The 25,861-nt window shown below is 35.7% G+C and carries 24 protein-coding genes and 2 pseudogenes; 12 read left to right on the top strand and 14 right to left on the bottom strand.

Translation table 11 applies throughout. The features are described from left to right. Positions 1-37 precede the first annotated feature (37 nt). Positions 38-991, top strand: coding sequence for a DUF973 family protein (locus SSOP1_RS10740; protein WP_009990151.1), 954 nt, complete (start codon positions 38-40; stop codon positions 989-991). Positions 992-1,221: 230 nt separating this feature from the next. Here the strand turns inward: SSOP1_RS10740 and SSOP1_RS10735 are convergent, their stop codons facing one another. Continuing rightward, a complete protein-coding gene (locus tag SSOP1_RS10735) occupies positions 1,222-2,046 on the bottom strand; it encodes a hypothetical protein (protein ID WP_009990150.1) in 825 nt (274 codons plus the stop codon). A 98-nt stretch (positions 2,047-2,144) separates the two neighbouring features. On the opposite strand from SSOP1_RS10735, the gene SSOP1_RS10730 reads away from it, so the two are divergent. The 5 genes from SSOP1_RS10730 to SSOP1_RS10710 all read left to right on the top strand — a co-directional run bounded on the left by SSOP1_RS10730 (position 2,145) and on the right by SSOP1_RS10710 (position 5,729). Continuing rightward, positions 2,145-2,918, top strand: a complete 774-nt coding sequence (locus SSOP1_RS10730; protein WP_009990148.1) for an ATP-binding cassette domain-containing protein — start codon at positions 2,145-2,147, stop codon at positions 2,916-2,918. Beyond that, positions 2,919-3,524 carry a hypothetical protein gene (locus tag SSOP1_RS10725; RefSeq protein WP_009990147.1) on the top strand — a complete coding sequence of 202 codons (606 nt, stop codon included), beginning with the start codon at positions 2,919-2,921 and terminating at the stop codon, positions 3,522-3,524. Further along, on the top strand, positions 3,517-3,828 hold the full coding sequence (locus tag SSOP1_RS10720) for a winged helix-turn-helix domain-containing protein (protein ID WP_009990146.1): 312 nt from the start codon (positions 3,517-3,519) through the stop codon (positions 3,826-3,828). Before SSOP1_RS10725 ends, SSOP1_RS10720 begins: the two co-directional genes overlap by 8 nt. A 124-nt stretch (positions 3,829-3,952) precedes the next feature. Continuing rightward, on the top strand, positions 3,953-4,144 hold the full coding sequence (locus tag SSOP1_RS10715; protein ID WP_009990145.1) for a DUF3311 domain-containing protein: 192 nt from the start codon (positions 3,953-3,955) through the stop codon (positions 4,142-4,144). Positions 4,145-4,148: 4 nt separating this feature from the next. Further along, positions 4,149-5,729: a sodium:solute symporter family protein gene (locus SSOP1_RS10710; protein WP_009990144.1), complete on the top strand. Its 1,581-nt coding sequence runs from the start codon at positions 4,149-4,151 to the stop codon at positions 5,727-5,729. Between the two features lie 61 nt (positions 5,730-5,790). On the opposite strand, the gene SSOP1_RS10705 is transcribed toward SSOP1_RS10710, so the two are convergent. Continuing rightward, on the bottom strand, positions 5,791-6,600 hold the full coding sequence (locus tag SSOP1_RS10705) for an amidohydrolase family protein (RefSeq protein WP_009990142.1): 810 nt from the start codon (positions 6,598-6,600) through the stop codon (positions 5,791-5,793). 539 nt (positions 6,601-7,139) lie between these two features. Beyond that, the gene (locus SSOP1_RS10700) at positions 7,140-8,105 is read right to left on the bottom strand and encodes an ISH3-like element ISC1439A family transposase (RefSeq protein WP_010923788.1); all 966 of its coding nucleotides are present in this window, start codon (positions 8,103-8,105) and stop codon (positions 7,140-7,142) included. 369 nt (positions 8,106-8,474) lie between these two features. On the opposite strand from SSOP1_RS10700, the gene SSOP1_RS10695 reads away from it, so the two are divergent. Next, positions 8,475-9,614, top strand: a complete 1,140-nt coding sequence (locus tag SSOP1_RS10695; protein WP_009990140.1) for an MFS transporter — start codon at positions 8,475-8,477, stop codon at positions 9,612-9,614. A gap of 181 nt (positions 9,615-9,795) precedes the next feature. Here the strand turns inward: SSOP1_RS10695 and SSOP1_RS10690 are convergent. Further along, positions 9,796-10,198 (bottom strand): annotated as a pseudogene (locus SSOP1_RS10690) (IS5/IS1182 family transposase); the annotation flags it as partial. A 1,153-nt stretch (positions 10,199-11,351) separates the two neighbouring features. Between SSOP1_RS10690 and SSOP1_RS10680 the strand changes: the two are divergent. After that, entirely contained in the window at positions 11,352-12,515 is a 1,164-nt protein-coding gene (locus SSOP1_RS10680; RefSeq protein WP_009990137.1) for a hypothetical protein, read from the top strand. Between the two features lie 460 nt (positions 12,516-12,975). Here SSOP1_RS10680 and SSOP1_RS10675 read toward each other — a convergent pair whose 3' ends face one another. Beyond that, positions 12,976-13,341 (bottom strand): PaREP1 family protein, encoded by a 366-nt coding sequence (locus SSOP1_RS10675; protein WP_009990136.1) that lies wholly within the window; start codon positions 13,339-13,341, stop codon positions 12,976-12,978. A 708-nt stretch (positions 13,342-14,049) separates the two neighbouring features. On the opposite strand from SSOP1_RS10675, the gene SSOP1_RS10670 reads away from it, so the two are divergent. Continuing rightward, positions 14,050-14,361, top strand: coding sequence for a hypothetical protein (locus SSOP1_RS10670; RefSeq protein ID WP_014511741.1), 312 nt, complete (start codon positions 14,050-14,052; stop codon positions 14,359-14,361). 765 nt (positions 14,362-15,126) lie between these two features. On the opposite strand, the gene SSOP1_RS10665 is transcribed toward SSOP1_RS10670, so the two are convergent. The 4 genes from SSOP1_RS10665 to SSOP1_RS17430 are packed head-to-tail and all read right to left on the bottom strand — an operon-like array spanning position 15,127 to position 17,065. After that, positions 15,127-15,447: a nucleotidyltransferase domain-containing protein gene (locus tag SSOP1_RS10665; protein WP_009990134.1), complete on the bottom strand. Its 321-nt coding sequence runs from the start codon at positions 15,445-15,447 to the stop codon at positions 15,127-15,129. Beyond that, positions 15,435-15,833, bottom strand: coding sequence for a HEPN domain-containing protein (locus SSOP1_RS10660; protein ID WP_009990131.1), 399 nt, complete (start codon positions 15,831-15,833; stop codon positions 15,435-15,437). Before SSOP1_RS10660 ends, SSOP1_RS10665 begins: the two co-directional genes overlap by 13 nt. Continuing rightward, positions 15,820-16,914, bottom strand: a complete 1,095-nt coding sequence (locus SSOP1_RS10655) for a hypothetical protein (RefSeq protein ID WP_009990130.1) — start codon at positions 16,912-16,914, stop codon at positions 15,820-15,822. Before SSOP1_RS10655 ends, SSOP1_RS10660 begins: the two co-directional genes overlap by 14 nt. Then, complete coding sequence (locus SSOP1_RS17430) at positions 16,901-17,065, bottom strand: hypothetical protein (RefSeq protein ID WP_009990129.1); 165 nt, start codon at positions 17,063-17,065, stop codon at positions 16,901-16,903. Before SSOP1_RS17430 ends, SSOP1_RS10655 begins: the two co-directional genes overlap by 14 nt. Before the next feature lie 821 nt (positions 17,066-17,886). On the opposite strand from SSOP1_RS17430, the gene SSOP1_RS10650 reads away from it, so the two are divergent. Beyond that, the gene (locus SSOP1_RS10650) at positions 17,887-18,144 is read left to right on the top strand and encodes a hypothetical protein (RefSeq protein ID WP_231918271.1); all 258 of its coding nucleotides are present in this window, start codon (positions 17,887-17,889) and stop codon (positions 18,142-18,144) included. Between the two features lie 126 nt (positions 18,145-18,270). On the opposite strand, the pseudogene SSOP1_RS10645 reads toward SSOP1_RS10650, so the two are convergent. From SSOP1_RS10645 to SSOP1_RS17150, 3 genes and pseudogenes are all read right to left on the bottom strand, one after another. Then, positions 18,271-19,292, bottom strand: a pseudogene (locus tag SSOP1_RS10645) (DUF4322 domain-containing protein). 353 nt (positions 19,293-19,645) lie between these two features. Then, positions 19,646-20,209 (bottom strand): hypothetical protein, encoded by a 564-nt coding sequence (locus SSOP1_RS10640; protein WP_009988667.1) that lies wholly within the window; start codon positions 20,207-20,209, stop codon positions 19,646-19,648. A 52-nt stretch (positions 20,210-20,261) separates the two neighbouring features. Then, entirely contained in the window at positions 20,262-20,501 is a 240-nt protein-coding gene (locus tag SSOP1_RS17150) for a hypothetical protein (protein WP_231918334.1), read from the bottom strand. Positions 20,502-21,013: 512 nt separating this feature from the next. Between SSOP1_RS17150 and SSOP1_RS10635 the strand changes: the two genes are divergently transcribed. Next, a complete protein-coding gene (locus SSOP1_RS10635) occupies positions 21,014-22,096 on the top strand; it encodes an AAA family ATPase (RefSeq protein ID WP_009988663.1) in 1,083 nt (360 codons plus the stop codon). 93 nt (positions 22,097-22,189) lie between these two features. Further along, positions 22,190-22,522: a hypothetical protein gene (locus SSOP1_RS10630; protein WP_010923772.1), complete on the top strand. Its 333-nt coding sequence runs from the start codon at positions 22,190-22,192 to the stop codon at positions 22,520-22,522. A 154-nt stretch (positions 22,523-22,676) separates the two neighbouring features. On the opposite strand, the gene SSOP1_RS10625 is transcribed toward SSOP1_RS10630, so the two are convergent. After that, on the bottom strand, positions 22,677-23,636 hold the full coding sequence (locus tag SSOP1_RS10625) for an IS5-like element ISC1234 family transposase (protein ID WP_010923771.1): 960 nt from the start codon (positions 23,634-23,636) through the stop codon (positions 22,677-22,679). 1,577 nt (positions 23,637-25,213) lie between these two features. Beyond that, positions 25,214-25,855 (bottom strand): 2,5-diamino-6-(ribosylamino)-4(3H)-pyrimidinone 5'-phosphate reductase, encoded by a 642-nt coding sequence (locus tag SSOP1_RS10620; RefSeq protein ID WP_010923770.1) that lies wholly within the window; start codon positions 25,853-25,855, stop codon positions 25,214-25,216. Positions 25,856-25,861 lie beyond the last annotated feature (6 nt).

Raw genomic sequence — 25,861 nt, 5'->3', positions numbered from 1 at the left:
GGGAAAATATTATTTGACTAAAGATTAAGTATACCATATGTCTCAACAAAATAGGGAGATTTTAGGATTACAAGAGGTAAGAAATGGGGTGAAATACCTCCTAATATCAGAAATTTTTGGAATCATTTTTGAAATAATTGTTATTGCAACATTATTTGCAATTAATAATTTAGATATTGGTTTAAGTGTTGGAATATTTGGATTAGTAATACAAATTCTTCTCCTGTATCTAACGTATGTAAATATTAAAAGTGGTTTTCAAATATTAACTTCATTAGGGAGGGATTTGGGAAGAGGCATTACAAGTATCATACTAATAGTTGCTGGAACCGCAATAACGATCATAGCCTTCATATTTCTTTTACCAGTATTATTTTCTGCACAAGCATTGAATCCCTCTGTAGCTGTTGGGACAATTCTCTCTTCGGCCGTAGGAGCTGTTGCTTTCGCCTTAATCGGTGGCGTATTAGGTCTAGTAGGATATATACTCCTTTTCCTAGCCTTCATGAAGACTGGAGAAATTTATAATAATAAGGATATAAAAGACGGCGGACTGATAGCTCTAATAGGCTTTATCCTATCCATAATCATCTCCATAATAGGTTTAATAATAACAATAATCGGCTTCTATAAGATATATTCGGGATTAGGTAATATAATTGGTAACTTACCTAGTCAGCAACAACAATTACCTACTATGTTCCAACCTTCTTTGCCAATAGAGCAAGTTGGTGTTGGGAAGCTTTATAGTAATGGTATAGCTGAAGCTACTATATATTCCCAATTTCAATTGGGAATTTTAACTGCTACAATATTAGGTACTAGCTATTCCACAAGTAACATTGTACCTAATCAGCTTTCTGTAGGTTACAATAATATCAAGATCGATTTCAAGGCATCTTTCACATTTATTGCAGGTAACATCTACGTTGTGCAACTGATGTTATCAAATGGACAAACATTAAACATTAGTGTCACATACCAACCTTAGACTAACGAAATTTATAATGTTAATGCAGTTATTATCAGGAATTAATCCACCCATAGTTTTTGTGTGATAATAAAGCATATATGAAAGGATTCTTGCTATTTAATACCCATTTGCTAATAAATTTGTCAAAAATTAACTACTTGAAGATTTTACCCTGCCCGACCTATACTAAGGATCATCATATAGAGTAAGCTTGTTGGGTATCAAAAAGTAAAGAACAACATGTGCGTTTATAGAAATCTACTCTCTTCTATGTTAGTGTAGTATATTCTCTTCATTAGAATAATGTCTATTATAGTTAGAATCAAAGTCCATAATACAGAAGATATAATAACACCTTCAAGTGATACCGTTTGTTGACTTTGCACGCTTATTGGCGGTACATTTCCAGTGTATCCGTAATATAGTAATAGCACTATTGTTAAGTAAGGTGATGTATAATCCAAAATACTTGGATACTCTGAAAATGTAAATAGTGAATAGAATATATAGCCCAATATTAAGGGTATGAAGCTAATTAGATTTTGCATTCTCATTCCTTTAAGTTTAATCGTAATTAGCGTTAGAAGCGTAGAGAGCGATATAAAGAATAGGCTTCCGAGGACGGAAATCGGAATTAAAATGTGAATTTGTGAAGGATATGTAATTATTCCTATCCCGTTGTTGGAAAACATGAATGGGATCACGGCGGTCATTAGAAGTACTATTACTAATCCAACTACTAAAAATCCCAAATAAAGAGATATTATATAGGTATCCGCTCTTAATTTACTATATCTCAATAAATATGGTAAAGTTCCCGTCTGGTAAAAAATTGCGTATGACACAGACACTGCAAGTGAGCTTAACGATAGTATTACTAAATCAGAATACCAGGCTGCAACGTAATTTGGATATATTGTTTTTATATAAGTAGGCTCTATTTGCTTTATGAATCCTGGTGCCATTATGAAAGCTCCTAATAGACCCCAGAACAATACAAAGAGAACTCCCCAGCCTATTAAGTTAGGATTTGAAAGGGTTTGCTTTACGATATATGTAAAGAGTCTTTTCATGACTTCTAATTAGTAAAGAAGATACTATAAATTCAAATGATAGTTCAATTTCTGAACTACCTTGAGGACTTTTAATATCCAGATGTAAAAATAGAATAATGCTAGAATATAGAGATTTCACGGTAAAGTTTGAGAGCGTAGTATTCCAAGGGATTAATATGACTATTAATAGAAAGGGAATTGTATTAGGACCCAATGGTTCAGGGAAAACTACTATCATAAAGGCTACATGCGGATTAATGCCTTACAAAGGCTACATTTACGTTAATGGAATGGAAGTGAGAAAAATAAGGAATTATTTAGGTCTCTCCACTAACCTAGTAGAAGTTTATAGCATAGGTAGAAAGGTTAAAGATATTGTATATATATTTGAAGAGATAAAGAATTTAGACGGTGATATGTTTAGGAGATTGCTGGAGGAGGCTAGACTTTTCGATCAAGTCATAAACAAACCTTTATACAAGCTTTCAGCTGGTCAATCGTCGATAGTGAGACTAGCTTTAGCATTATCTACAAATCCAAAGGTTGCATTAATAGATGAGCCATTTGAAAATCTAGATCCCGCGAGAAGGCTAATCATAGCAAGATGGTTAAAGGAGTATTTCGAAGAAGGTTTTGTGACTACGCATGAGTTAGATCTACTAAAGGAATTTAAGGATTGGGACTCTTATATATTGATAAATGGAAAAATTTATGGTCCTATACCGGTTACAGACCTTATTGAAGCTAGTGTAGTAGAGGGTGATGTGGAAAACTCTATACTTACCATAGAGATTCAAGAAGGAAAGACGTTATCATTTGTTAAAAATGCTCAAATTGGGGCTAGATTGACCAATTTAGGTAGCATAGATCGAATTTATGGTGTAATGTAAATGAGTTACAAGGACTTAATCAAAGACGCTAATGACTTTGCTAGAGTCTTAATTAAGAGGAAGTCTAGAAAGGTACTAGGTATATATTACGCGGTTTGGGGATTTTATGGTCTGATTTTAGCTTCTATCTATACAGTTTTAGATTCTTTAAAAATCAATATAGCTTTTCTATACGGGCTTATACCCTTTATTATATTAATACCTTTTGTCTATTTTACAGTAAAGCTCTTTAGAGACATCAGAACTGACTACTTAAGGCTTATTGGCAGTAGAGGTTATATCATCACGAAATTTAATTACGTAATATGGATTCTGATTACATTGGCGTTATTCATATCGTTTATTTTGGTTTCACAATTTGGTCTAAGTATAGTATATTTTGTATTATCATTTTATATATACGCAATATTTCTCGCATATTCATTATATCGTTTCCTTTATTCTAAATATAGGTTTGTGGATCCTAGATACTACGATATTATAGCGGTTTTTTCTATTTTAGTAGCCCCATTAGAGGTTATATCGCAAGTATTTTACTTAATTTTCATAATAGCTTGGTTCTACGCTTCTATTAATTCTTTATTAGAGGTGTCTACTATTGAGTAACGAAGAGGAGAGGATCAAGGAGCTAATTCAATTCCTAAACAATAGAGCGTTGAATAATTCAGTTAGGTTAGCTATCTTAATAGCCTTATATACCTTCGGTCAAATGACGTTCTCTGAGTTATTGGAGTACTCTCGAATTCCTAAAAGCTCCTTAACAATGCATTTGCAAATCTTAGAAGAAGAGGGTTTAGCAGTGTCTAAAAAGGGCTTTACAGTAAATGGCGTAAGGACTTTCGTGAGAATAACTGATAAAGGAAAGGAGACCGTGAAGGAGTACTTTAAAATCATCGGTGACGTGTTTTAATCCTACCCGTATATGTTATGAATTAATCTACTATATTCTAGATATTACATTAGAAGTTTAAAATTAACATTTTAACTATTTAATAAAGTAAAGTTTAAAAGGTGATATTAACATTATTACATAAATGGCAGGAAAGTTTTATGTAATAGTTGGGATTTTTGCTTTAATCTTCATACTATTATACTCTCTACTACCACTCTATTCAAAAAACGATCCAACGTTACTGGGACTGCCACTATTTTACTGGTATCAAATAATTCTAATGCCAATAGGTGCTCTCGTATTCACAGCAATTGTAATGGTTATAAGGGATTGAGAACATGGATGGTTTACACGTTTCTATCGTTTCAGTTGCTCTGTTTATAATTTTATTTGTAATTTTTGTGTTTTTAGGCTTTTATGGAAGCAGATGGAGAAGAGGAGATCTATCGAAACTTCACGAATGGGCTTTAGCGGGGAGAAGATTAGGACCATATTTAATGTGGTTTCTTCTCACTGCAGACCTATATACTGCATATACATTTATTGCAGTACCTTCTCTAGTCTTAGCCAGCGGTCCAGTTGGATTTTTTGCAGCCTTCTACTCTGCGGTCACGCCCTTCATAGCCCTACTCTTCATGCCTAGACTGTGGACAATTGCTAAGAACAGAGGGTATGTTACAGCAGCGGATTTCATTAAGGATAGATTTAACAGTAGGATTCTAGCAGGGCTTGTAGCTATAACAGGGGTAGTAGCTGAATTGCCTTACATAGCATTACAAATAGTAGGTATGCAAGTAGCATTACTCATATTATTGCTAGGATTGGGAGTTAGTAACATTACATTGGCAAGTGATTTAAGTCTTTTAGTAGCCTTCATAATCTTAGCTGCATTCGTATTCACAAGTGGACTAAGGGGAGCTGCGCTAACTGCAGTATATAAGGACATCATAATTTTAGGTACAATAATAAGTATTGCGATCTACGTTCCACTGGCCTTTGGAGGATTTTCTGGTGCATTTCATAATGCCCAAACGTTAAGCTCCCAGATTAACTTAGCGTTAAATAACGTTAATAAGCCAATTTTCTACAACTATTTACCTAACACCCTAGCTGCGCGAACTGCTTATATTTCTTTAGCTATCGGGAGCGCATTTGCCCTCTATCTATATCCCCACGCGGTTAATGCAAGCGTGAGTTCAGATTCTAAGAAATCCCTTAAATTATCACTAGCATTACAACCCTTCTATTCTATCATATTAGCTGTTATAGCCTTGTTTGGAATTCTAGTCTACGCTAATTCTAAAGTGGTTAATTTTATTGCTAAAACACACTCCGGTGCAGTAGCTGTCCCTGCTCTAATAGGCTATTCAATGCCAGATTGGTTTGTTGGGATAGCATTGTTAGGAATTTTCATAGGGGGATTAGTCCCCGCAGCTATAATGGCAATTGGAGCAGCTAATTTACTCACAAGGAACATAATAAAGGAGTTTAAACCTAATATGTCTCCTAGTACTGAATCAGCCTTAGCTAAATGGATATCTACCGCGTTTAAATTTTTGGCTTTAGCTCTAGTATTTGCCACACCCTCAACATACGCCATACAGCTGCAATTATTGGGAGGTATAATCATTCTACAAACCTTGCCTTCAGTATTCCTAGGACTTTACACTAGCAAACTCAACGGTTATGCGTTAGTAGGAGGTTGGGCGGGAGGTATGTTCAGCGGGATATATCTAACGTTATTGGCTAATCACTTCGGACCATTAAAAACCTCATCCTTCATAACACCGTTAGGACCAATGTACATAGGAGTACTATCAACTCTAATTAATTTAGCCATAGGACTAATTGGGACCGCAATAGCTTATGGCGCTGGCTGGAGACCAGTAAGTAACATAAGAGCAGAAGAAATAGCTTAAGTTATTACTTTTTTTTATCTCAAATCATTTTTAGTAATTTTTATTTTGAGATAAATGAAAATCAACTCTTCTTGACAAGTTTTTCGGCGTTATGTTTCAGTATCTTATCCTTGATATCTTGACTTAAATTTACACTCTTAAACTCTTCTAACCAACGTTCCGGCCTAATTAGAGGAAAATCTGAGCCAAACAATAATTTATCGCTAAGTCTTTTCGCATTACTCCAAATTACTTGTGGAATATATCTTGGAGCCCAGCCTGATAGATCTAAATAAACGTTAGGTTTGTGTAAAGCTATCGCAATTGCCTCTTCAGTCCACGGCCACCCGAAATGAGCTAATATGATTTTCATGTTTTGAAACCTCACTGCTATTTCATCAAAATATATTGGCCTACCATAGTCTAATCTAATACTGGATTTTACACCAGCCCCAATACCAGATGTACCGGTATGAAAGACAACTATTAGTCCGTGGTTATCAATTATCTCGTAAATTTTTAACGCTCTTTCATCTAATGGATGAAAACCTTGCAATTGGGGATGTAGCTTAACACCTACTGGCTCAAATTCCTTTATTGACCTCTTTAGTTCCTCATCAGCGTTCGGTTTTGATGGGTCTACGGAAATAAATTTCACGATACGATCATCCAAGTTAATAACTTGGTTTGGAATCCTTCTACCTAAAAACGTTGTGGAATCTATTGGTAATACGACAAATCTTTTTATTCCAAAAGACTCGTAATAGTCTAAGGTCTCCTTTAAGCCTTTAACTTCCACCTTTGCATTAAAGTATTTAATTGCAGGTTCACCAAATTCTCCCAAAAAATCTAAAAACTCTTTAACTGGAGCATGAAAATGAAAATCTATCATTACTAAATATTAGCGAGAAACCATTAAATATTTTACGTGAATTCAGCAGAATATCTACCACAAATACTTACACAGTAGTAAACTGTCAGTGCTTTTATGTCCAAAAATCCCTCACTCTATATAACCTAAGTAGTGAAATTAGTTAAGATCTCCATTCCCTTTAACTTATACTTAATTTTTTAAGAGCACAGTTCTACGGCTACATAATATAGTAGGTCATTTACTCTTCTTCATCGTGCTCATCAATGTAGTGAGATAGCTATTGGTCTTCCTTAATCTAAGTAACGTCAGGGAGCTATTGAGGTTTGTTGAAAGGCGTTCAGTGGTGTTTCACCAAATTATTTCATTTGAAAGATATAATATTAGCACTTTCAAAAAGAGATTGATATAGAGAAAAACAATAAAATTATTATGAAACATAACATGTTAAAATAATTTGCAAAAAATATAGCGTACAATTCTAATAATAAGAGGAGAATTCTGAATTTTTCTCACGTGGTGAAAACGACGTGCATAGTCTCCTCTGAACACCGAGAAAGTTAGAGAAGCTTGACGAATGAATCGAAGGACAAAACCTTCTTACACGTGGACTTGAAGTTAAAGAGAAGATGATTCACTAGATTCCACGCAGAATCCAGAACCGTATAATAGAGGAACAAGAAGATCTTATTACTCAACTTCCTAACATACCTTATCCTTGCCTTCCTAACCTTAAAACCCTCCTCAACCTGCCACCTCAACCTATAGAGTTCAGCCAGTTCATAGGGATCTCCCTCGAAGTTCGTTACGAACATGAAGTGCCTCGGCTTTCCCTTAACGTAAACCACATCGTAATAATAAAGCCCTTCAAATTCCAAGACCCTATACGCAACGTAAACCTTGTCCTTAACCTCGTATCTCTTCTCAACTAATGGAACGTTAGATAGTTCCTTGAATCCCTTCAAGTTCGACTTTCCTCTCACAATGGTCTTCACGGGCATTTCCTTGATGACCCCTAGGTTCAAGAATCCGGCGTCAGCTACAACGTAATCTATTTCCATGTATTGGCTTACTTCCCTCACGCTCCTGAGTAGGAACTGTGATGGACTGTCGCTTCTCAAATCTGCTACCTCCACTAGGAGGGGTAACCTTAAGGGATATACGAGGTCCAAGGATCTCATCTTTACTCCTTTTCTCTTCCAGTTGTAGAGTAGAAAGCCCTCTGCTTTTTCTTGTTCCTTTTCTCCCACGGTTAATCCGGTCTCATCTACAGCGACTACGTTGATCTCTCCCTTTACTTCTCTGTAGATTGGGTAGAACTTGAAGGTTCTCTGACCTTTACTAATTACTTTCTCGCCTCGTCTTACTACCTTCAAGTAGTATTTTCCTCTGTTTCCGGTTAGCAAGGATGGTGCTGCTTTCACTATTTCCGGGTCTAGATCTTGAGAGATAACGTTAATATTGTTTGTTGCTAAATTTATAGCGAGGGACTTCAGCTCCGTTTTGGATACTTGTATGGTTTGCATAACGGAGTTATGGAGTCCCTCGCTTTAACCTTTTCTTGTTCATCTCGTCCTTCCACCTACTTTCCTCTATTGATAATACTAGACAAATGGTATTACTCTTTATATATAAACTCGTTTTCTGTTAGTTTCTTCAACAAATATGAAAATTTTTTGCTTCTTGTGTTGAAATAAGCCGATTTTTCTAACTCCGCTCTGATATTTTTCTCTTCCATAGAAATTGTATCATTTTGAGTAAAATTGGTGAAACACCACTGAAAGGCGTTTAGGAGGGATAGTGGGACTGATGAAAATCTTTAAACTACGTCAAAATCATATGATCACTACATAATAATAGTAAGGCTTTTTTACTTACTCCTAATATTTGAGGTGATGGAAACAAGGATTTTACCGTATTGGTTACTTATATTCACCATAGGCTTTGGATGGTTTTCTTTAGCACCCTTGGTACCTGTTCTAGAGTACACCTTTAATGTACCCTTAAGTTCAATCCTTTTTATCATATCAGCTTACGGGTATAGTATGGCTATTTTAGGTTTGTTAGCGGGTTTTCTATCAGCCAAGTTCACCACTAGAAGTGTTTTATTACTCTCATCTCTCCTATCGTTTATAGGACTTTTAGGTAGGGCAGTGTCCAATGGCTTTGGAACCTTCTTTCTTTTCGCCATAATCGCATCATTAGCTTATCCCTTAGCAGTAGCTCCAGTTGGCAGTATTGCTAAATCAGTTTTCAAAGGAAATGCTAATACTGTTGTCGGTATAAGCGTTGGCATTTTATTTATTGGAATGGCTCTAGGCTCGTTTATCAGTCCGTCAATACTTTCCTTTATAGGCTTAAGAGGAACATTAATGCTTAATGCGATTTTAGCTTTAATCGCTATGATTTTAATTATCCCATCTTTGAGGAGCTATCCTGCTCATTATGAAAGATCTCTTAAAGGTAGTTTCAATCTAGGAATGGTAAAGAATTGGTACGTCGGATTGGCTGTTGCATCGATCTCAGTAACTCTTGGCAGTATTGCATCAATAGTTTTGCAAATTCATGGTATAATTACTTTATTAGCAGTGAGTATGGGAGGGTTCTTAACTGGGCTTAGTTTCCTAGGTTCTGGGCTTGGTGCTATAATATTGCCATCCCTACTGGAAAATAGGTTAAGGTTAGGTCTGATATCGGTTGGTTTGCTTACATCTCTCTCAGCGGTTATAACAGTATTATCCCTTTCCTTTACTATTAATTTCCCCCTAATAGCGATAGGGTATTTCCTATTTGGGTTCTTTGGAAATGCCTATTGGTCAATGGCTATGGCTTCAACAACTCTATACGTTAATGATCCTGCAAAGGCTGGTTTCGCCACTTCCATGTATAGTGTAATAACAAATGTTGGAGTCTCAGTAATTCCAGAAACAGTTGGGGTATTATTTAGTAATAATTCGACTATAATTGAGGGAGTCATAATAGTGGTTATAATTGAGCTCATAGCTGGTTTATTGTCATTTTTTCTAAAAAGCTAGATAAAAATACTTAAGATGGTGTCTCAGACGGAAATAATTGAATAATAATAATAGAAGAGAAATATAATTATATTTTTCAATACAACGAAAGATTAATTTTATATTATAATAGAAAATATTCAAGTATGGAGAAAAACAGAATTTTTGGTATACCCTACACTATCCTTATTAACCCCTGATTCAGTAAAGAGTCAACAGTCCACAGCTTCCCCACCTTACCATACAATGCGCTACCTGGTAAGTAATCAGTTAGTGTGCTCATCTTCTTCTCCAGTTCCTTTGCGTACTCCTTGAACAGGAACTCTCCCTTAAGTTTCTTTGCCTTCCTATGAATTTCGGACTTTGACTTGCGTTCTCCTAGAAACCACCTTACTACTACGTCTGTCTGATAATAGCTCCCACGTCCCTGTATGAACAAGTCCATACTACCATTACTATTAACGCTTTTAGTACGTAGAGATTGGGGAGGCGTAAGAGGATAGTTGGCGTGATTAGTAGGTAGTTTATTTTCACAAGAGTTTTATGTCTTGAAGCTAAGTTTTCATAGGGGACGGGCCGGTGTAGTACTTTATCCATGGTTTCATGTGTCTCGGTATTATATCGTCCCGGTCTCCCTTAAGTATTACTTCCTAGTTTTACTTCAAGAGAAAATTTAACACTTTGCACTGTTTTATCTTCTCTTCTGAATAATTATTTATAAAACTGAACATATATTTATTCAATTATTTGCGCTTAGACACTCTCTCGAGCTCTAAGCCCAAAGGAGTCAACGGTCTCAACCCCAGTCAGATCTATATCGCATAGATCTGACTAATATGTTTTATCTTAACGGGGGTTAAGGGGGCGAAAGTCCCCTTCTGTGAGGGATGGATAGCCCCTTATATAAAAGTTTTTTAACTAATCTAATCATAAATTTCTTAATGATAGTTACCAATGGAGTGAGCGTCACCGAGACGCCTTGGTTAAAGCGAGGGTCAATGAGGTACGCCTCTGCTCCAGACAGTAGCCCCAAAGGCGGTAACAGTGTCATGGTTAATGAGTTTCGTTCGGGGTCGGAACGACCCTTAGTGTGGAGCTCCGCCCTCTACCGCTGGCAAGGTGGGGTTGTGAAGCAGGAAGCCTTGTCCGTTACGGTAGACCCAAAATAGTCTTACAAATATAAATTCAGCTAAGATTATCATATTGTTTCTTCAAATATAAGAAAACATATCCCATTGTACTTATCATTAATAACCTAAAATACAATTATACCCATCTAACAATATAAATAAAATGAAATTTCTTTGAATCTAATGTTATTTTTGATACATGTTCATACCCAATAACCAGGGGCATTTCACCAATTTTACACTTTTTAGGTAAACAATCATAAAAAATATTACTATAGAGCTGGATTTTTCCCATAAATTTTGATATAATTAAATAAAATAATCGTATAATGCATGATCATTAGTTATAAACAGAAAGCAATTGTTTTTAATAATACGATTTTGGGTCTACCGGTTAGGGCAGGGTAGTTCACATAAGGAGTCAGCCATATTTAGACAAGATATTACAATCTGCAAAGGAAGCTTGAATCACCCTTAGTCCACTTCTAATCGACTTCATGTTTACTAAGGAAAAGACTATTAAGAAAAATACTCAGACTATTGTAAAGAGTTTTCCAAGATCTAATTAGTTAAGATTTGTCTAAAATATACTGTAAACTATTTTTCCTAATGGACTTACTGAATATTAATGGACTTCAAAGAAGTTGAGGAACTCACAAGGGGTCTAAGTGCCTATGAAAGGAGATTTGCCGAGATTTATTATTATCTATACAGAGCTTCGGAAAATATTCTAACTAAAGATGAGCTGGACGAGTACTATAAGATCTTAAAGAGGAGAGATCATTCTGCTGATCACTTAGTTAAACTAGCTGAAGTTTACCTAATAATGGGAGACAAGGATACTATGTCTATAATACTTCAGAAAAATAAGAGAATTGTTGAGGATAAGGTTTTAGTTTCTAATACGCTTATTCTTCTCGAATGCCTCAGTGGAAGGAAGCCTACGTATTCCAAGTTAGCTTTAATGGGGGTAATCGCAGAATGTTCTCACCTATTAGAGGATTATGATCCTATGGAGTATTTCATGAGATTGTTAAGAGATAATCCATCTTATAATACTGAATCCAATATTTCTGAATTTCTAAGGAGTATAGCAATTAGGTTTGATAAGGAACCGGCCAGGTCAGAATTGGTTGAAGACGCTCTTATGCTTAATGAAAGAGTAAAAAGAGAAAAAACGGAGAAAATTCTAAATAATTATACTTTGGCAGTGGCATTAAGAGGTCTAGGAAGAATTAAAGAAAGCGAGAAGTTCGTGGAGAGTTTAAGGGAAGGCTTAAAGAAATATGACTATGAATTCTATTTCTCCGCTCACTCGTTAGTGAGCTATCACTCCATCTTCAATGAAATTGACGAGGTTGACAAGTTAATTGATAGTATAGAGAGGATTAAACATGGAGATAAGACCACAAATAGTATGATGCGCGCTCTTTCCGCTAATACAGCTTATATCTACACTAACAAGGAAAGATACTTAGACATTGCTTTGGAAGCCTTTCAGAAGTTAAAAGGTGACGTGAAAATTAACGTCGGGATCATTTTCTTGGAGTCAGTAGACAAACCGGATATTCTATTTAATATAATAAATGAAATTACCGCAGAAAGTAACTACTTATTCTATTTAGATGAAATCTCTAGTTCACTAGGAATAGCTTACGCCAATATTAAGGACAATAGAATTCTAGAGCTTATGAACAATGCTCCCTTTTATCGTTTCATCTTTGAGTTTATCTTGAGTATGGCGGGTCAATCTGTATCCAACAGACTTAAAATATCTTTATCCTTTATATAATTACATTATATAATGTGTGTTTAGAGACATAACGGATTATGCGAGTGACGTTCTTAACAAGGCAATTCCCAACCTTTCCATTGTAACTTAGTTTAAGCTTAGTCCACTTCAGTACGGGAATTTCTTTTATCTTGAGATAAACTAAAAATACTAACGTGGTATTAATCTGATGTTACAAAATGCTGAGGTGATTCACGGATCCATTACGATTTCAATTTATGAATAATATAAATATAAAAGTATTAACACGATTAAGCTTGTATTCCCTTTATAAACCGTTATCACCCAATTAAATTCGTCATAGTTTTTGAAATATAATGAATTTGCAATGAAAACTTGAATGGCCCTTAGAAACTCATACTTCATCTTTCAAATGGTGATAGTAATATTATTAATTTACTATAAATTATATGGAACGCTAATTAAACTTCAATGGTCTCTTTAATTGAGAGTAAAATCCTTAACTATTAACTGCAAATATGACCAGTTTTCTAACATCTTCCTTAAGTTTTTTAACTTCCTTCTCGTTTAAACTAAGCTCGTGGAATCCTTCCACATGAAGAGTCCATGCACTTTTCCATAGAATTGGTATTTCAGTGTTATTACTTCGTAACAATTTGGAAGCTTTAAACAAGTTTTCGCTTTTCCATCTTCCTTTGTTCTTAACGTTATTTGTTATTTCTTTTAGGTTATTTTCTATAACGAGAAGTTTTATAGCTTCCTCAGCAGCCTTATAATACTTCTCGCAAGCTTGAACAAGATCACCCTTAGATAAAAACTCCTCAGCCTCCTCGTAATATACTTCTGCACTAGTACTTATACTCATTATTAATAAACATTATAAAACACACTTTTATACTTTCTGAGACTTTAAAGGGCAAGACTCTATTCCTATCATACGGAAAGGTCTTGTATAGTTTCAGAAATGTTGTTGTCCTTCAGACTATAAGCAAGTATAACTCTTTCTGACTTCCGTTTACTTACTCCTAATTCGGCGTTTGGCTTTAAGAAAAATTGAATCTTATACTTAAGAAAGTTTGAGAGTTCGACAAAGCAATAGCGAACTTATAACTATAGTTCTACTGTGATTGCGCTTTAAGTATAAAACTGCTTTATGGATTTATTGAATTTTCGCCAAGAGTTAAGAGGATTCATAAACAGAAATTGAACATCATGAGATTAATTGAAAGGAAGATATTGGTGATTTAATTTAAAAATATTCAACAGATCAACTAAGCAGTATAAAACGACACGTTTATTAGATTTTTAGGATTTACATATCATATGATTAGGGAGCCTTATGCTACGTTGCTCAATAATATGATTAAATTATCATCTAAAAATTCTTGAGCCATTAATATTAAAAGAAGAAGAATATTATAACCTCAATGAAAAGGGAAAGCAATTAGTGGAAATAATGCTGAGCTTAAGTAATGATAAGAAGGGAGACTGAATACAGTAGATACTTGCCTCAATTTCTAGCTATTGTCTCTCTCATTTTTCTATTTATCTCTGGAGGTTTTTGGCTCATGGAGTGAATATCTACAATGTTTATTCTATTTCGATAATAGCATTACTAGCTTCTTCATTTTTACTTTACGCGCAAGAAGCTAAGGGTTTAGAGAACGCGATGTTATTCTTATCAATAATTTTCCCCTATGCATTCTACCTTAACGGGCATATTTTACTCTATTTAGTTTTGCCAGCTTACTTAATTGTAACATCATCCGTTACTTTTCATTATTATATTTACGAGCTAATACCTACGTTGATATATTATTTTGGCATATTACCTAAGTTTATTAACTATAATGTAAGGTTGATGACGATTTTATGGGAATCTTGATTATATTTGAGGCACTAGTAAATTTTTCAGCAGCTTATTTAATAGATCCGTCGCCCGTTACTTTTAGGCTTATCTATAATGACAAGTAGGGATTCTTTGAAGAACTACAAAATACTCTTTATGATAACTTTAGCAATAATAGTGGGTGGGATCTTGTTTAAGATGTTCATTATATACTAATCAACAATTTATCGAATAGCATTCTCTAACAATATCCCTCCTGATATCTTAGTGAGGAGATATCTTAAAAAGTAGAGAAAAGTGATGGTTTGTGGATTGTTTCAACTTTTATAAATATATATGCAAAATAATATAAACTTTACGGTTTATCGAAAACTGTTGGCAACGGCAATAATACCCTAAAAAAGCACGCAAAAATCTTCTGTGTATTAAGATGAACTATCTTATCTTTTAAAATCTTAGGAAGTACAACAGAGTTCGGCTTTCATCGTAACTAATAGTTATTTTTAATTACTACTAGTTACTCAGTCTCATCACTTCTTCTCCCTCCCCGTGCCTAGGTTAGGGAGCCTACCTCCCAATCACGACATGAGGAGTTTCATTGAGTACTTTCCTCCCCCTCTCAACTGCTCATAGAGTTCATAGTGATACTCTCTGAGTAATTAACTATAAAGATTTTAAGCTTTGGGTTATGAACGTGAGGTAACTTGATAGGCATATGTCATCAACTTACCTAATAGCTTTAAGAGGATTAGAAGTTAATTAGAAATGACTAAAAGTTACGTAAATATATTACAGACAAAGTCATTTTACTCTCACTGCATCTCTGAGAAAGAACTTGTATGGCGGTAATTCTTTCTCATCTTCATAAATTACTTTAACGTCAAACAGATATGATGCTTTCTCCCCTAGTTTGCTCTCGACCTCATCGAAGAAGCCTATTAGCGCTTTATTCCTATCTTCACCCCGTTTAATAACCAAGATTAAGTCAATATCACTTGCCCCAGTTATCTTGTCGCTTACTACAGAGCCGAACACATATACTTCTTCAAATCTTTCAAGGTTAAGCTTTCTAAGTGCTTCCCTCCAGTTTCGTAATAACTTTATCTTCTCTATAGGTTCCATAATGATTCTACAAGTTTTAGTATTTCCTGCGCAGTACTTAAAGCTATTTCAGCCTCGTCCCTAGACACTGGAGGTAAACCGTACTGTGACTTTCCTCTCACGTTCTCTAGAATAATGAGTTTTTCTCTATTCTCCTTCGTAAAGTCACTTATCCTTTTATCTCCAAGTTTCGCGTATATTAATGAAAGTAACTCTCTAATCCCGTGAGTTCGGGGAGGCTCTATTCCTAACTTGAAAATTAAGGAGAGTTGGGCTGAAATTTCACTGTTTAATGCTGAGGCTTCATAAAGGTTGTGCTCAAATGACAGTTCGGAAGCTTTTAAGTAATCCTTTGCCGTTGTCAACAGTTTCCGATAAGTCGTGAAGTTCATGTCATTTAATATCATTCAACATTCCTAACCCTTTTAATGCTATTAAGTAAGCTGATGCCGTATGCTTGTCAAACCCTTTTTCCCTCATTACCCTATCATGCTCCCCAGAGTTAGTAGTACCCTTAGGATTGACCAACACGACGTTAAAACCAAACCTTAAAGATTTAATAACACCGTGAATTAGTAACTGCTTCTTAGCAAATTTGCTAATCTTCCTATTACCACTTTTACTCTTGATAAACTTCCTCCTCTTAACTAGGAATAAATCCTCAAAAACGACGTAATCAACACCAATCCTTGATAGGAACTCCAGGGAGTTAGATAAAGCGTTTAACCGTAAAGCCCTAGCTTTCACTTTCGGAAAACCTGGCCTAGTAACATCTGAATACCAAAAAGTTCTAGTAGTAATAACTTTACCATCTTTGTTAATCACAACAACGTTCAGTCTGTCACTATTTAAATCAAAACCAGCAATCAAACCGTAACCCGTAGGCTTCGGTAAAGAGAAGTGTTTCAAGTACAACCAGAGTGGGATTTGAAGGTGAATCATCGACTTTTCCTTAAAACTTACTAAAGCACCGTAACCCTCCTCCTTCCTTTGAGCTAAATCCTCCAACTCCTTAAGCAGTGGTAAGTACTCCTTACCGAAATAAGCTTTCCCAAAAATCCACTCCTTATTCCACGGGTCTCTAACCTTAATTAACACGCGGTCTTCTAAAACGCGGAACTTCATATTCCTATTACCCCTATCACTTTTATTACCCCTACTCCCAAACCAGAACTTTCTAATCCTTGCATGAATTATCTCACCCCTCTCTTCCTCCCTTTCTAACAAACCCTCAACAATTGTCTTAGCTTGCTTTAAAGCAGTTTCAAGATAAACATAGTTAGGTAAAACATTATAAAACTCCTTAGTTAACTCATCAACACTCTTCCCATCAAACAACGGTTTAATAGCACTCTTAACAACTTGTGAGTAAACCCTAGCAATCCTAACAACCTTGTCTTTCTCGTTGAAAATCACTTTACCGTTTATTGTGACGAATTGAAAGTTATCAAGTGCTTCCTTAGACCCTATTAATTTACTCCTCATCATCTGGTAGGATAACAATTACAATCACCTCCTTGCCGTATAATTTCTCACCCTTATCCCTTAGTTTTGAAGGTATTGTTATGCCATATCTTTTATTCCCATACTTATCTGTACCATAACTTGAGACCGTTGATCTGAAAACTATTTGCTCCATAAGAATGTTAGAAGCATTAAAATTTATAAACTTTCATGCTAACATTAAGTTAGAGGGTGCCACAATGAACTCTGTGAGCAATGTGAGGGGGAGGAAGGCACCCAATGAAACTCCCCATGTCCTTGAAGGGAGTTAGTCCCGTAGACGGCATGGGGAGGAAAATAAGGGGTATGAGGACGAGGGGTTGAATACAAATTCATGAAACCTCAATGAAAGTCCGACCCCTTCCTCAAAAATTCCTCAGCAATGTCGTATGACACGGTTAGTACTAATGTAACATAAATATATTAAGCTTGTTTTTTGGGAGTGTTCTCAAACAGTCATGAAATTCAAAAAACGTTTGTAAAAATATTGGAGTAGTATGGAAAAACGCTCGTTTAACGTTTAAGATATAGAAATTTTAACAAAGACATTATTTTAGAAAAGCTTATGTGAAAGGGCTTACGAGGTTCATTCTAGTACTACCACAAAAAGATTTCATAACCTTCTCACATAAACCTTTTTCAGAGGCCGTTTTTTCACGTTCTAATTCCTTAGCTACATCTCGATTAAAACGACTAATTGTGAAAATTTCTAGTATGAATTAGGATAATCCAATGAAGAAATTATTGTGTATGTTCAATTATTAAGTTTAGAGTATGTGAAGATAAATGGATAATAAGAAAGAAAATCTCAGAGCAAAAATATTATAATTTCCTCTATAATAGGTGGAATCCTGGGTGGTATAGCAATGGTCATAGTGCTAATGATAGGGGCAATGAGCTTAGGTCGTCCTCCAGCAGGGTTTTCCTATGGTAATGGGTATGGCTCTAGGTGCATCAATGAGTAACGCTGTAGCTGTGGGCATGATTGCGCATTTTGTGGTCAGCATAGTAATAGGTGTAATATTTGGTGTGATTGTATTATATGTAAGACAATTAAATCTTACATTCAGTTTAAAGGCATTAGGACTTGGTTTAGCCACGGGTTTAATTGTTTATGTAGTAGTTTTCATTCCAGTTGCCATGACTATGTTTGCACCAGTAATGATACATTTTCTGGGATCAATGGCAGCAGCATATTACCTGATGTTTTCATAATAGCACTTATTGGCCATATATTATTATGGACTTATTTTAGGAATATCTGCATTCGAAATAGGGATCAGACTTTCATAGGGTTTATATATCTGTGAGCTACCCCGCCCTAACCGGTACTCCCAAAAATCACCTCCTTAAAAATAAACCTGTAGTATTAGTAAGCGTTTCCTCCAATTTACTTAAATAAATCTCTATCTCAGATATATTTTCAATATTTTTTGAAATTAGTGATTTGAAAGTCCTCATTTTCACGTTATCCTTGAGGATAGTGTACAAGGAGTAAACGAGCACGTCAAGTAAGAAGATTAACATGCGGAAAATGAACTTTGTTGAACACGTAAAGGGGAGGAACGATTTAACACTCTTATAAGACGTTTCTATCGGATTCCTCACCTTGTTACTCCAAGACCTTATTCTTGGGTAAATCGAGATTTGTACCCCTGGCGAAGTAAACAACCTCCTTCTTTTTCCTCTTGATCTTCTCCCTATACACGATCAGCCTAAATTTAACCTGCTCACCCTTACTACGCCTCTTACTATTCGTAACATATTCACCATCAAACTCCTCGTAGATCTTGACATCACTAACGGGAACTCCAATAATGTAGTTGAACTGGGATATGAATTTTATCACCTCAACCGTGTAAAATCCTGCATCAAGTGCTATCAGTTTAATCCTAAATCCCATTGCAACCACTTGTTCAATCAAGATCTTGACAATCTCATCCTTTGTCATTAACTTGCGGTATGAAGGCGAGTATGAGGATTTTTCCCTCGTATTTCGTCGTTGTTGTGTAGTTCCACGAGTATCCCTTTTCTGAGCTTCCCAAACCTTCTACAAGTTTTCCGTACCAAGTTGTCCAATCTAATGATAGATCTATCTCCTTCACGTCCTTAAGCGTTTCGAGTGAGATTTGTTTCACTTATTCCAGTATTTTTCCACTACTTGTAATCCTTGTTCTTCAACGTAATTCCTCACTGTTTGTGGTGATACGTTGTAAGCTTTGGAAACGTTTTTCCACTGAATCGTTGTGTAATGATGCTGAGACCGAGGTTTTTGTAGCTTCCTCTCCCTTCCTCCCGTGGAAGTTAATCATGGAAAGTAATTTATACACTATTTGTTGAATGTTTAATGAGGGAATTGGCATACCGTAAACCCTTATGGTAATACCGATTTTCTCGCTTTAAACCTTTTTTCCAATTTCTTGAATTCTTAATGTTGTTATAAACTTGGTTATGTTTAACAAATTTAATATTGTTCAATCAGAATTATTTTTGTAAGATGATTTTGGGTCTATCGCTGGAAGGGGCGAGGCTTGTCTTTTCTGTGTCAGGATTATTATGCCATACCTTGTATATTGAGACAGCGTCTCTATAACGGTTTTCAACCATATTTGATGGTAATGAGATCTCTTCTCTCAATTTCTCATAAAGCGTGTGGTGTACTATACTCAGAATTTTCTTTTTATTTAGATAACTCCTCAGTTTAGCCAGATATTGCTTATCTTTCTCCGAAACGGTACTTATACGTTTCAATCTTACTCCTCAAATTATCAACCAACAATCTAGTCTCAAATCTCACATCCTTTCCCTTCATAGCCTCCTCAGCCTTTGATAAGTATTCCTTAGCCTTCAAATAGAGGTCTTTATTATCATAAGCAACGGCATTTTGCAAATACATCATACCAATCATAGCTAAACGTTTAATATACTCTTCACCTTTAACAAATTTTAGCCCAGCTTCGAAACTCTTAATATACTTTTCGTCAATTGGTTGTCCACTATCTGGTAAAATTGGAATAGATGTTCTTTTCATAAAGGGAGTTATAATGCCATGACTTTTGCGGTACTTGCCAAAATAAGCCACTGAGATGCCAAATACTATTATTGGAATTATTGTACTAAGAGTGTTTGCTAGTGTTATGTTATGCAATAAATAGTAAGGGATTGAGAATGATAGTATGACTGCCACTACTGAAGGCAAAATCACAAATAATAATGTTAGCTCAAGCCACTTTAAAAAAGATATCTTATTTCTTTCTATTTCTGTCCCCTTTCTTTCCATTTCTATCCCTCCCTCCTTAGCTATTTATAACCACATATCTAAAAAAAATCTATTAGCAACACAGACCAGCCTTTTGACATAGATACTCACCACCTAGTCCACATGCAGTCGCTACTCCTATTGAGATAATTAGTTGAAGTAGTTCATCACAAGAAGGTATACATATTACCACACAAATATCATAAATAATGGGATCCTCAACAAATATTAAGCAAACTGTTCCACAAGCTTCGTCACATGCCACACTTTTAGCTACTCCTTCAGCTAATAGTCCACATAATACTGAAACTATTGCTTTACATATTTCGCATTCTATCGGATTTGGATCTTTATCTTCTTCACTTTCACTCCTTTGTTGTAAAGGGTAAAGGCTGATACAGTTTATCTGGTATTAATATCTCCTTGTTCTCTATTCTTCTAGTTCTTATTCCACAACCAGTTACGCCTTCTTTTATTAAGGCCCTATGCTTATCCCCTTCCTTTCCTAAATACCTAACTTTAAAAGTTCTTAGTATACTATCTTCACCGTAATTTATCCTATAAGTTATTTCATGTTCTCCAAAAGGGCGTTCAGTAATAAATCTTTCGGTCCAATTTTGAGCATAGTATCAGCTACTATTGCCACGCGGACTCTTTCAATCCGCGTGATTAGGGGAGGGTCACTTCACCTCATAAGGCTTATTATTATACCAAACACTCCATCTATACTTGGGCAACTTCCTAGCTAAAGCAGTTATTAGGTAGAATGTGTACTGAACGCAGTAAATAATTTAAACTACGGTACCGATATAATATCGGTACCGTATGGTCAAATTCATATTCGGTAGAGAGTTAACTGAAGAAGATGAATTCTTTGATAGAGAGGATTACGTTAACGTTTTACTTAGCTATATAAATAGAAGACAGCCCGTAGCAATATTAGCTCCCAGAAGAATGGGTAAATCTTCACTCCTAAATTATATTAAAATTAAATTAGGTAATGAATATATAGTAGCAAAGATAAGTTTAGAAGGAATAACATCAATAGAAGAATTTGCTGATGAGCTCACTAGCAAGCTAGTGTTGGAGGCATTATCTAAGTCGCTTAAAATGAGAGCTAAAAATACGATATCATCTCTAGTGGCGTCATTAAATCAGTTCCTTGGCTCAATCAAAAGCTTAAGCATTAGAATGCAGAATTTAGAGTTATATATTGATCGTTATTCTCTATTTAAAGAGAATAAATTAAAACCCAGTGAAATCTTAGATGATGTGTTACTTTTACCTCAAAGAATCGCTGAAGATACTGGGAAGAACGTAGTAATCATGATAGATGAGTTTCAAAAGATTAGAGTTCTTAAACAACCATTTCCAAAGATCTTAGAGTTAACTAGGAAAAGATTACAAGAAAGTAAAAACGTTGAAATAATAGTTTCTGGATCTGAAACAGGTATAATAGAGGAAATGATAACTGAGGCTAAAGAACCATTTTACAACTATTTCAAAATAGAGAGACTTAAATCATTTGACAAAGAAACGTCAATAAGGTTCTTAAATGAAGGGCTTAAAGGAAAATGTAAAGAATATTACGAAAAAGTCTATGAATTAACCGAAGGTATCCCCGCGTGGTTGAATTTAGCCGGATTGATATTTGAGAGGGAATGTAACATTGAAGCCATTCTTGAAGATCCTAATGTAGAGATAGAGTTGAAAAAAGATCTAGAGGGGCTTACAAAGAACGAAATTAAGGTATTGAAAGGCCTAGCAAAAGGTAATAAATTAAGCGAAATCAAAGTATCAAATATATATAGAGTAATAAAAATACTAAAAAATCGAGGACTTGTAGATAAGATAAATGATGAATACAAGATAATAGACCCTATTTTGTCTTTTTATTTAAAAAAATAATGTGTATAAAACTATACAAAGCCTTATGTATTAAAATCTTATTATTTAACGTATAAAAGAGAAAAAACGGAGAAAATTCTAAATAATTATACTTTGGCAGTGGCATTAAGAGGTCTAGGAAGAATTAAAGAAAGCGAGAAGTTCGTGGAGAGTTTAAGGGAAGGCTTAAAGAAATATGACTATGAATTCTATTTCTCCGCTCACTCGTTAGTGAGCTATCACTCCATCTTCAATGAAATTGACGAGGTTGACAAGTTAATTGATAGTATAGAGAGGATTAAACATGGAGATAAAGGTACGAATATTATGCTATACGCACTTTCCGCTAATACAGCTTATGCATACACTAAAAAGGAAAGATACTTAGACATTGCTTTGGAAGCCTTTCAGAAGTCAAAAGGTAACGAGAGAGTGTCCGGAATGTAATTATCTGAACGAATAGATAAACAGAATGATAAATATTAATATTGCCAGAAGGATAGGACCTGGATCACCGAGAAAAACTTTATAATGGAAAAATATCAAGACGAGAGGATTTACCTATCGCGCATAGCGTTGTCTGATCGCGAGGAGGTGCGTCTCAGAGCTGAACGGCTCTACGTTCTGGAGGAGTCCTCCGTTGGATCGCGAGGAATATCTTGATGTTGTAGATCACTCCCAGGACGTGAAGGAAGACGTCGTTCCTCCAAGTCGTAGTCCCGTAGGGCCTCCAGAACGCGTTCAGGTAGGTGCCGAAGAACTCCACGTGGGCCCTCAGGGTAGTGAAGGGCTTCTCCCGCGCTATGAGCTGTGTCGGGGAGGGAGAGAATCCCCTGTCCGCGATCTTAATCCCCTTGAGCGGTGACTTGAACCTCTTGTCCGAGAAGTTGGCTGGCTTCAACGTGATGGACCTCACGAAGAGGGAGACGGAGATCACGGCCACTGCCTTGAGCCCGTAGTGCGAGACCCCTCTCTTCTTGGTCCACCTTCCCTCGAACCTCCTCTTGGTTCTCCCCAGGGAGAGCAGCTTCCCGGCCCTCTCCAAGTTACCTTCCCTCCTCTCCAGCTCCGCCTTCTCCCGAAAGGTCTCCACGCTCCTCTTCCCAGGAGGTAAGTCCAGTAGGAAGGAGTCCACTAGCCACGCCATGAAGTCCACGAGATGCGCGCTCGCAGGGAGGTAACTGGGTAGGCACTTCTCCTCAAGCTTGAAGGAAATCTCCAACAACTTCTTCCTCACCCCGTACAACCTGCCCACGAAGTCGTGCAGCGTGCTCTTCCCCACCTTCCTCCCCACGAACCAGGCCACGACCACGTTCACGTTGACCATTTTCACCGCGTCCCTATAGGAGCAGGAATAGAGCACCATGACGATTAACAACTTCAGGTAAACCAGCGCGCCCTCGCCAAGGACCCTCTCCAAATCCATGGCGTCCAGCACGGGCTTGATCTCCGTTAACCATTTTTCCCTCCACGGCATATCCTCTATTGGGGGAAGAGGGTAGTACATCAGGTTTGGTATGTGTCTTAATGTTCTTGCCATGGTACTACCCTCTACTCCCATAACTTAAGTGTTACTCCAATTTAATCCAAGATAATACTAGAAACCAATTTATTCTTGCCAATAAAAATTCAATTTTTTACATTCCGGACACTCTCACGTGAAAATTGAAATTGGGATCTCTTTCATAGGTTAGCGGACAAGCCAGATATTCTATTTAATATAATAAATGAAGTTCTCGCAGAAGGCGATTGCCTATTTTATATAGATAAAATCTCTGCGGCCCTGGGAATAGCTTACGCTAATGTTAAGGACGATAGGATTCTAGAGCTTATGAGCCATGCACCCTTCTACCATTTCATATCAGCTTTCATCTTGAGTATGACGGGGCAATCACTATCTGAAAGACTTAAAATATCTTTATCCTTTTGGTAATCACATTATCTATTTTAGGGAGATGTTGGGTAAATGGGTAAATATCCCAAAATATACCGTTCTCAAGAATAAGTTTATACTCAAAGATTTACAAAATGTTGAAAGCCTCGCCCCTTCTCGGTAGATCCAAAATCGTATTATTAAAAATAATAGTTTTCCGTTAATAACTAATTATAGCGCATTATACGGTTATCTTACTCAATTCTATAAAAATTTATGGAAAATCTTAGTATCACAACAATGTCTTTTTATAATAGTTAACATAAAAAGTATTAATTAATATTAATATATCAAAAATAGCATTAGATTCGAAGAAATTTCATTTTATTTATATTATTGGATACATATAATTGAATTTTAGGTAATCAATAATAGGTGTAATAGGATAAATTTTCTTATATTTTAGGAAATAATATGATAATCTTTATTGAATTTACATTTGTAAAATGATTTTGGGAGTACCGTACACTGCAAAGGCCGACAACCTTAAGCTACTTTCTTTAGATAACAGGTTAAAAGAGATCGAGAGAGAATTATTATACAAAATCTAGATAAATAAATATTATATCTTAAGATTTTATATTCAGAGTACTTAGCTTGTACCTCACCAGATTAAATATAGCAATAATCCCTTCAAGCAAGTTACTCATAATTATTCCCACTACTCTTGCGGTCCCAATAATATACAATCCAGTCTCCATTTTAATACAGCTATTGGGTTATTTATAGATTAATACAAAATTAAGAAAAACAATTGTTTAGAATGACAAGTAACCCTTCAACACAAATGAGTTAAATTAACGTTTTAGAGATCTGTTTGTCTGGGTTCAAGCCTTCGCGGCACTGAAATTCTTCCTAGATTAGATCATCTACCTAACTACAGAGATGAATATGAATATCCTAGGAACAAATACAGTTTCAGTTTAGTTGACGCTCTCCTTAAAACCGTTTAGATATCACATTATCATACACGTTGAGCTTTAGATTTTTTGGACGTATGAATATTACTCTCATCTATTAAATTTTTTAGTACTGATATTGAATAAAAACAACCTATATTCCTTGTAGAATAACAGATACTAATTCTAAGATGAAGACTTTACAATATTTTTCGCAAAAATATTTACGTTCTATTGAGTATCCAACATGCAACTGAATTGGAGAAAAGTTTCGAATAATCGCTAATAATATGATCTAAATATTTTTTATGTCATATATTTCTTGTACGTAAGATGGACTTCGTTCCCACATTCACAAATTTTGGCATCAATTAACTCGAGCCTAGGCGAATCCTCACCAATAAATCCTTCTCCTTGTGTAAAACTGACTCCATTTCCAAAAATTCTAGGAGAAATTGTTATCCTAATTTCGTCATAAAGATTGTCTTTTATAAACCACCATATTAAATGTCCACCTCCTTCAACCATTAGTCTTCTAACGTTGAAGTTGTCGTATAAGTCCTCTAAAAGATCATCTAAATGAAGGAATTTCCTAACGATAACTCCTTTTCTAATAAACTCCTCAACTTTTTCACTTTCGTAATTAGAAGTATAGATTACTGTTGATGGTGGTGTGGTGAATATCTTGTATGAAGGGTCTAGATTGAAACTTCTAGTCACCACTACTCTAATGGGGTTTCTCCTATTTTTACCATACTTTACAGTTAATGATGGGTTGTCTACTCTTACCGTATTAGCTCCCACCATTACTGCATCAACCTCACTTCTTATCTCATGTTGTCTTTGCTTATCATAAGGGCAACTCAATTCGCTATAACCAGTTTTCGTTGCGAGTCTACCATCTATCGATACTGTGCTAAATATTATTACATAGGGTTTCATAACCATAAGGAT

This window comes from Saccharolobus solfataricus, from assembly GCF_900079115.1.
GTDB classification, from domain to species: Archaea; Thermoproteota; Thermoprotei_A; order Sulfolobales; family Sulfolobaceae; genus Saccharolobus; species Saccharolobus solfataricus.
Note: the sequence above shows the minus strand (reverse complement) of the source record. Positions and strands in the feature narration are given on the sequence as shown.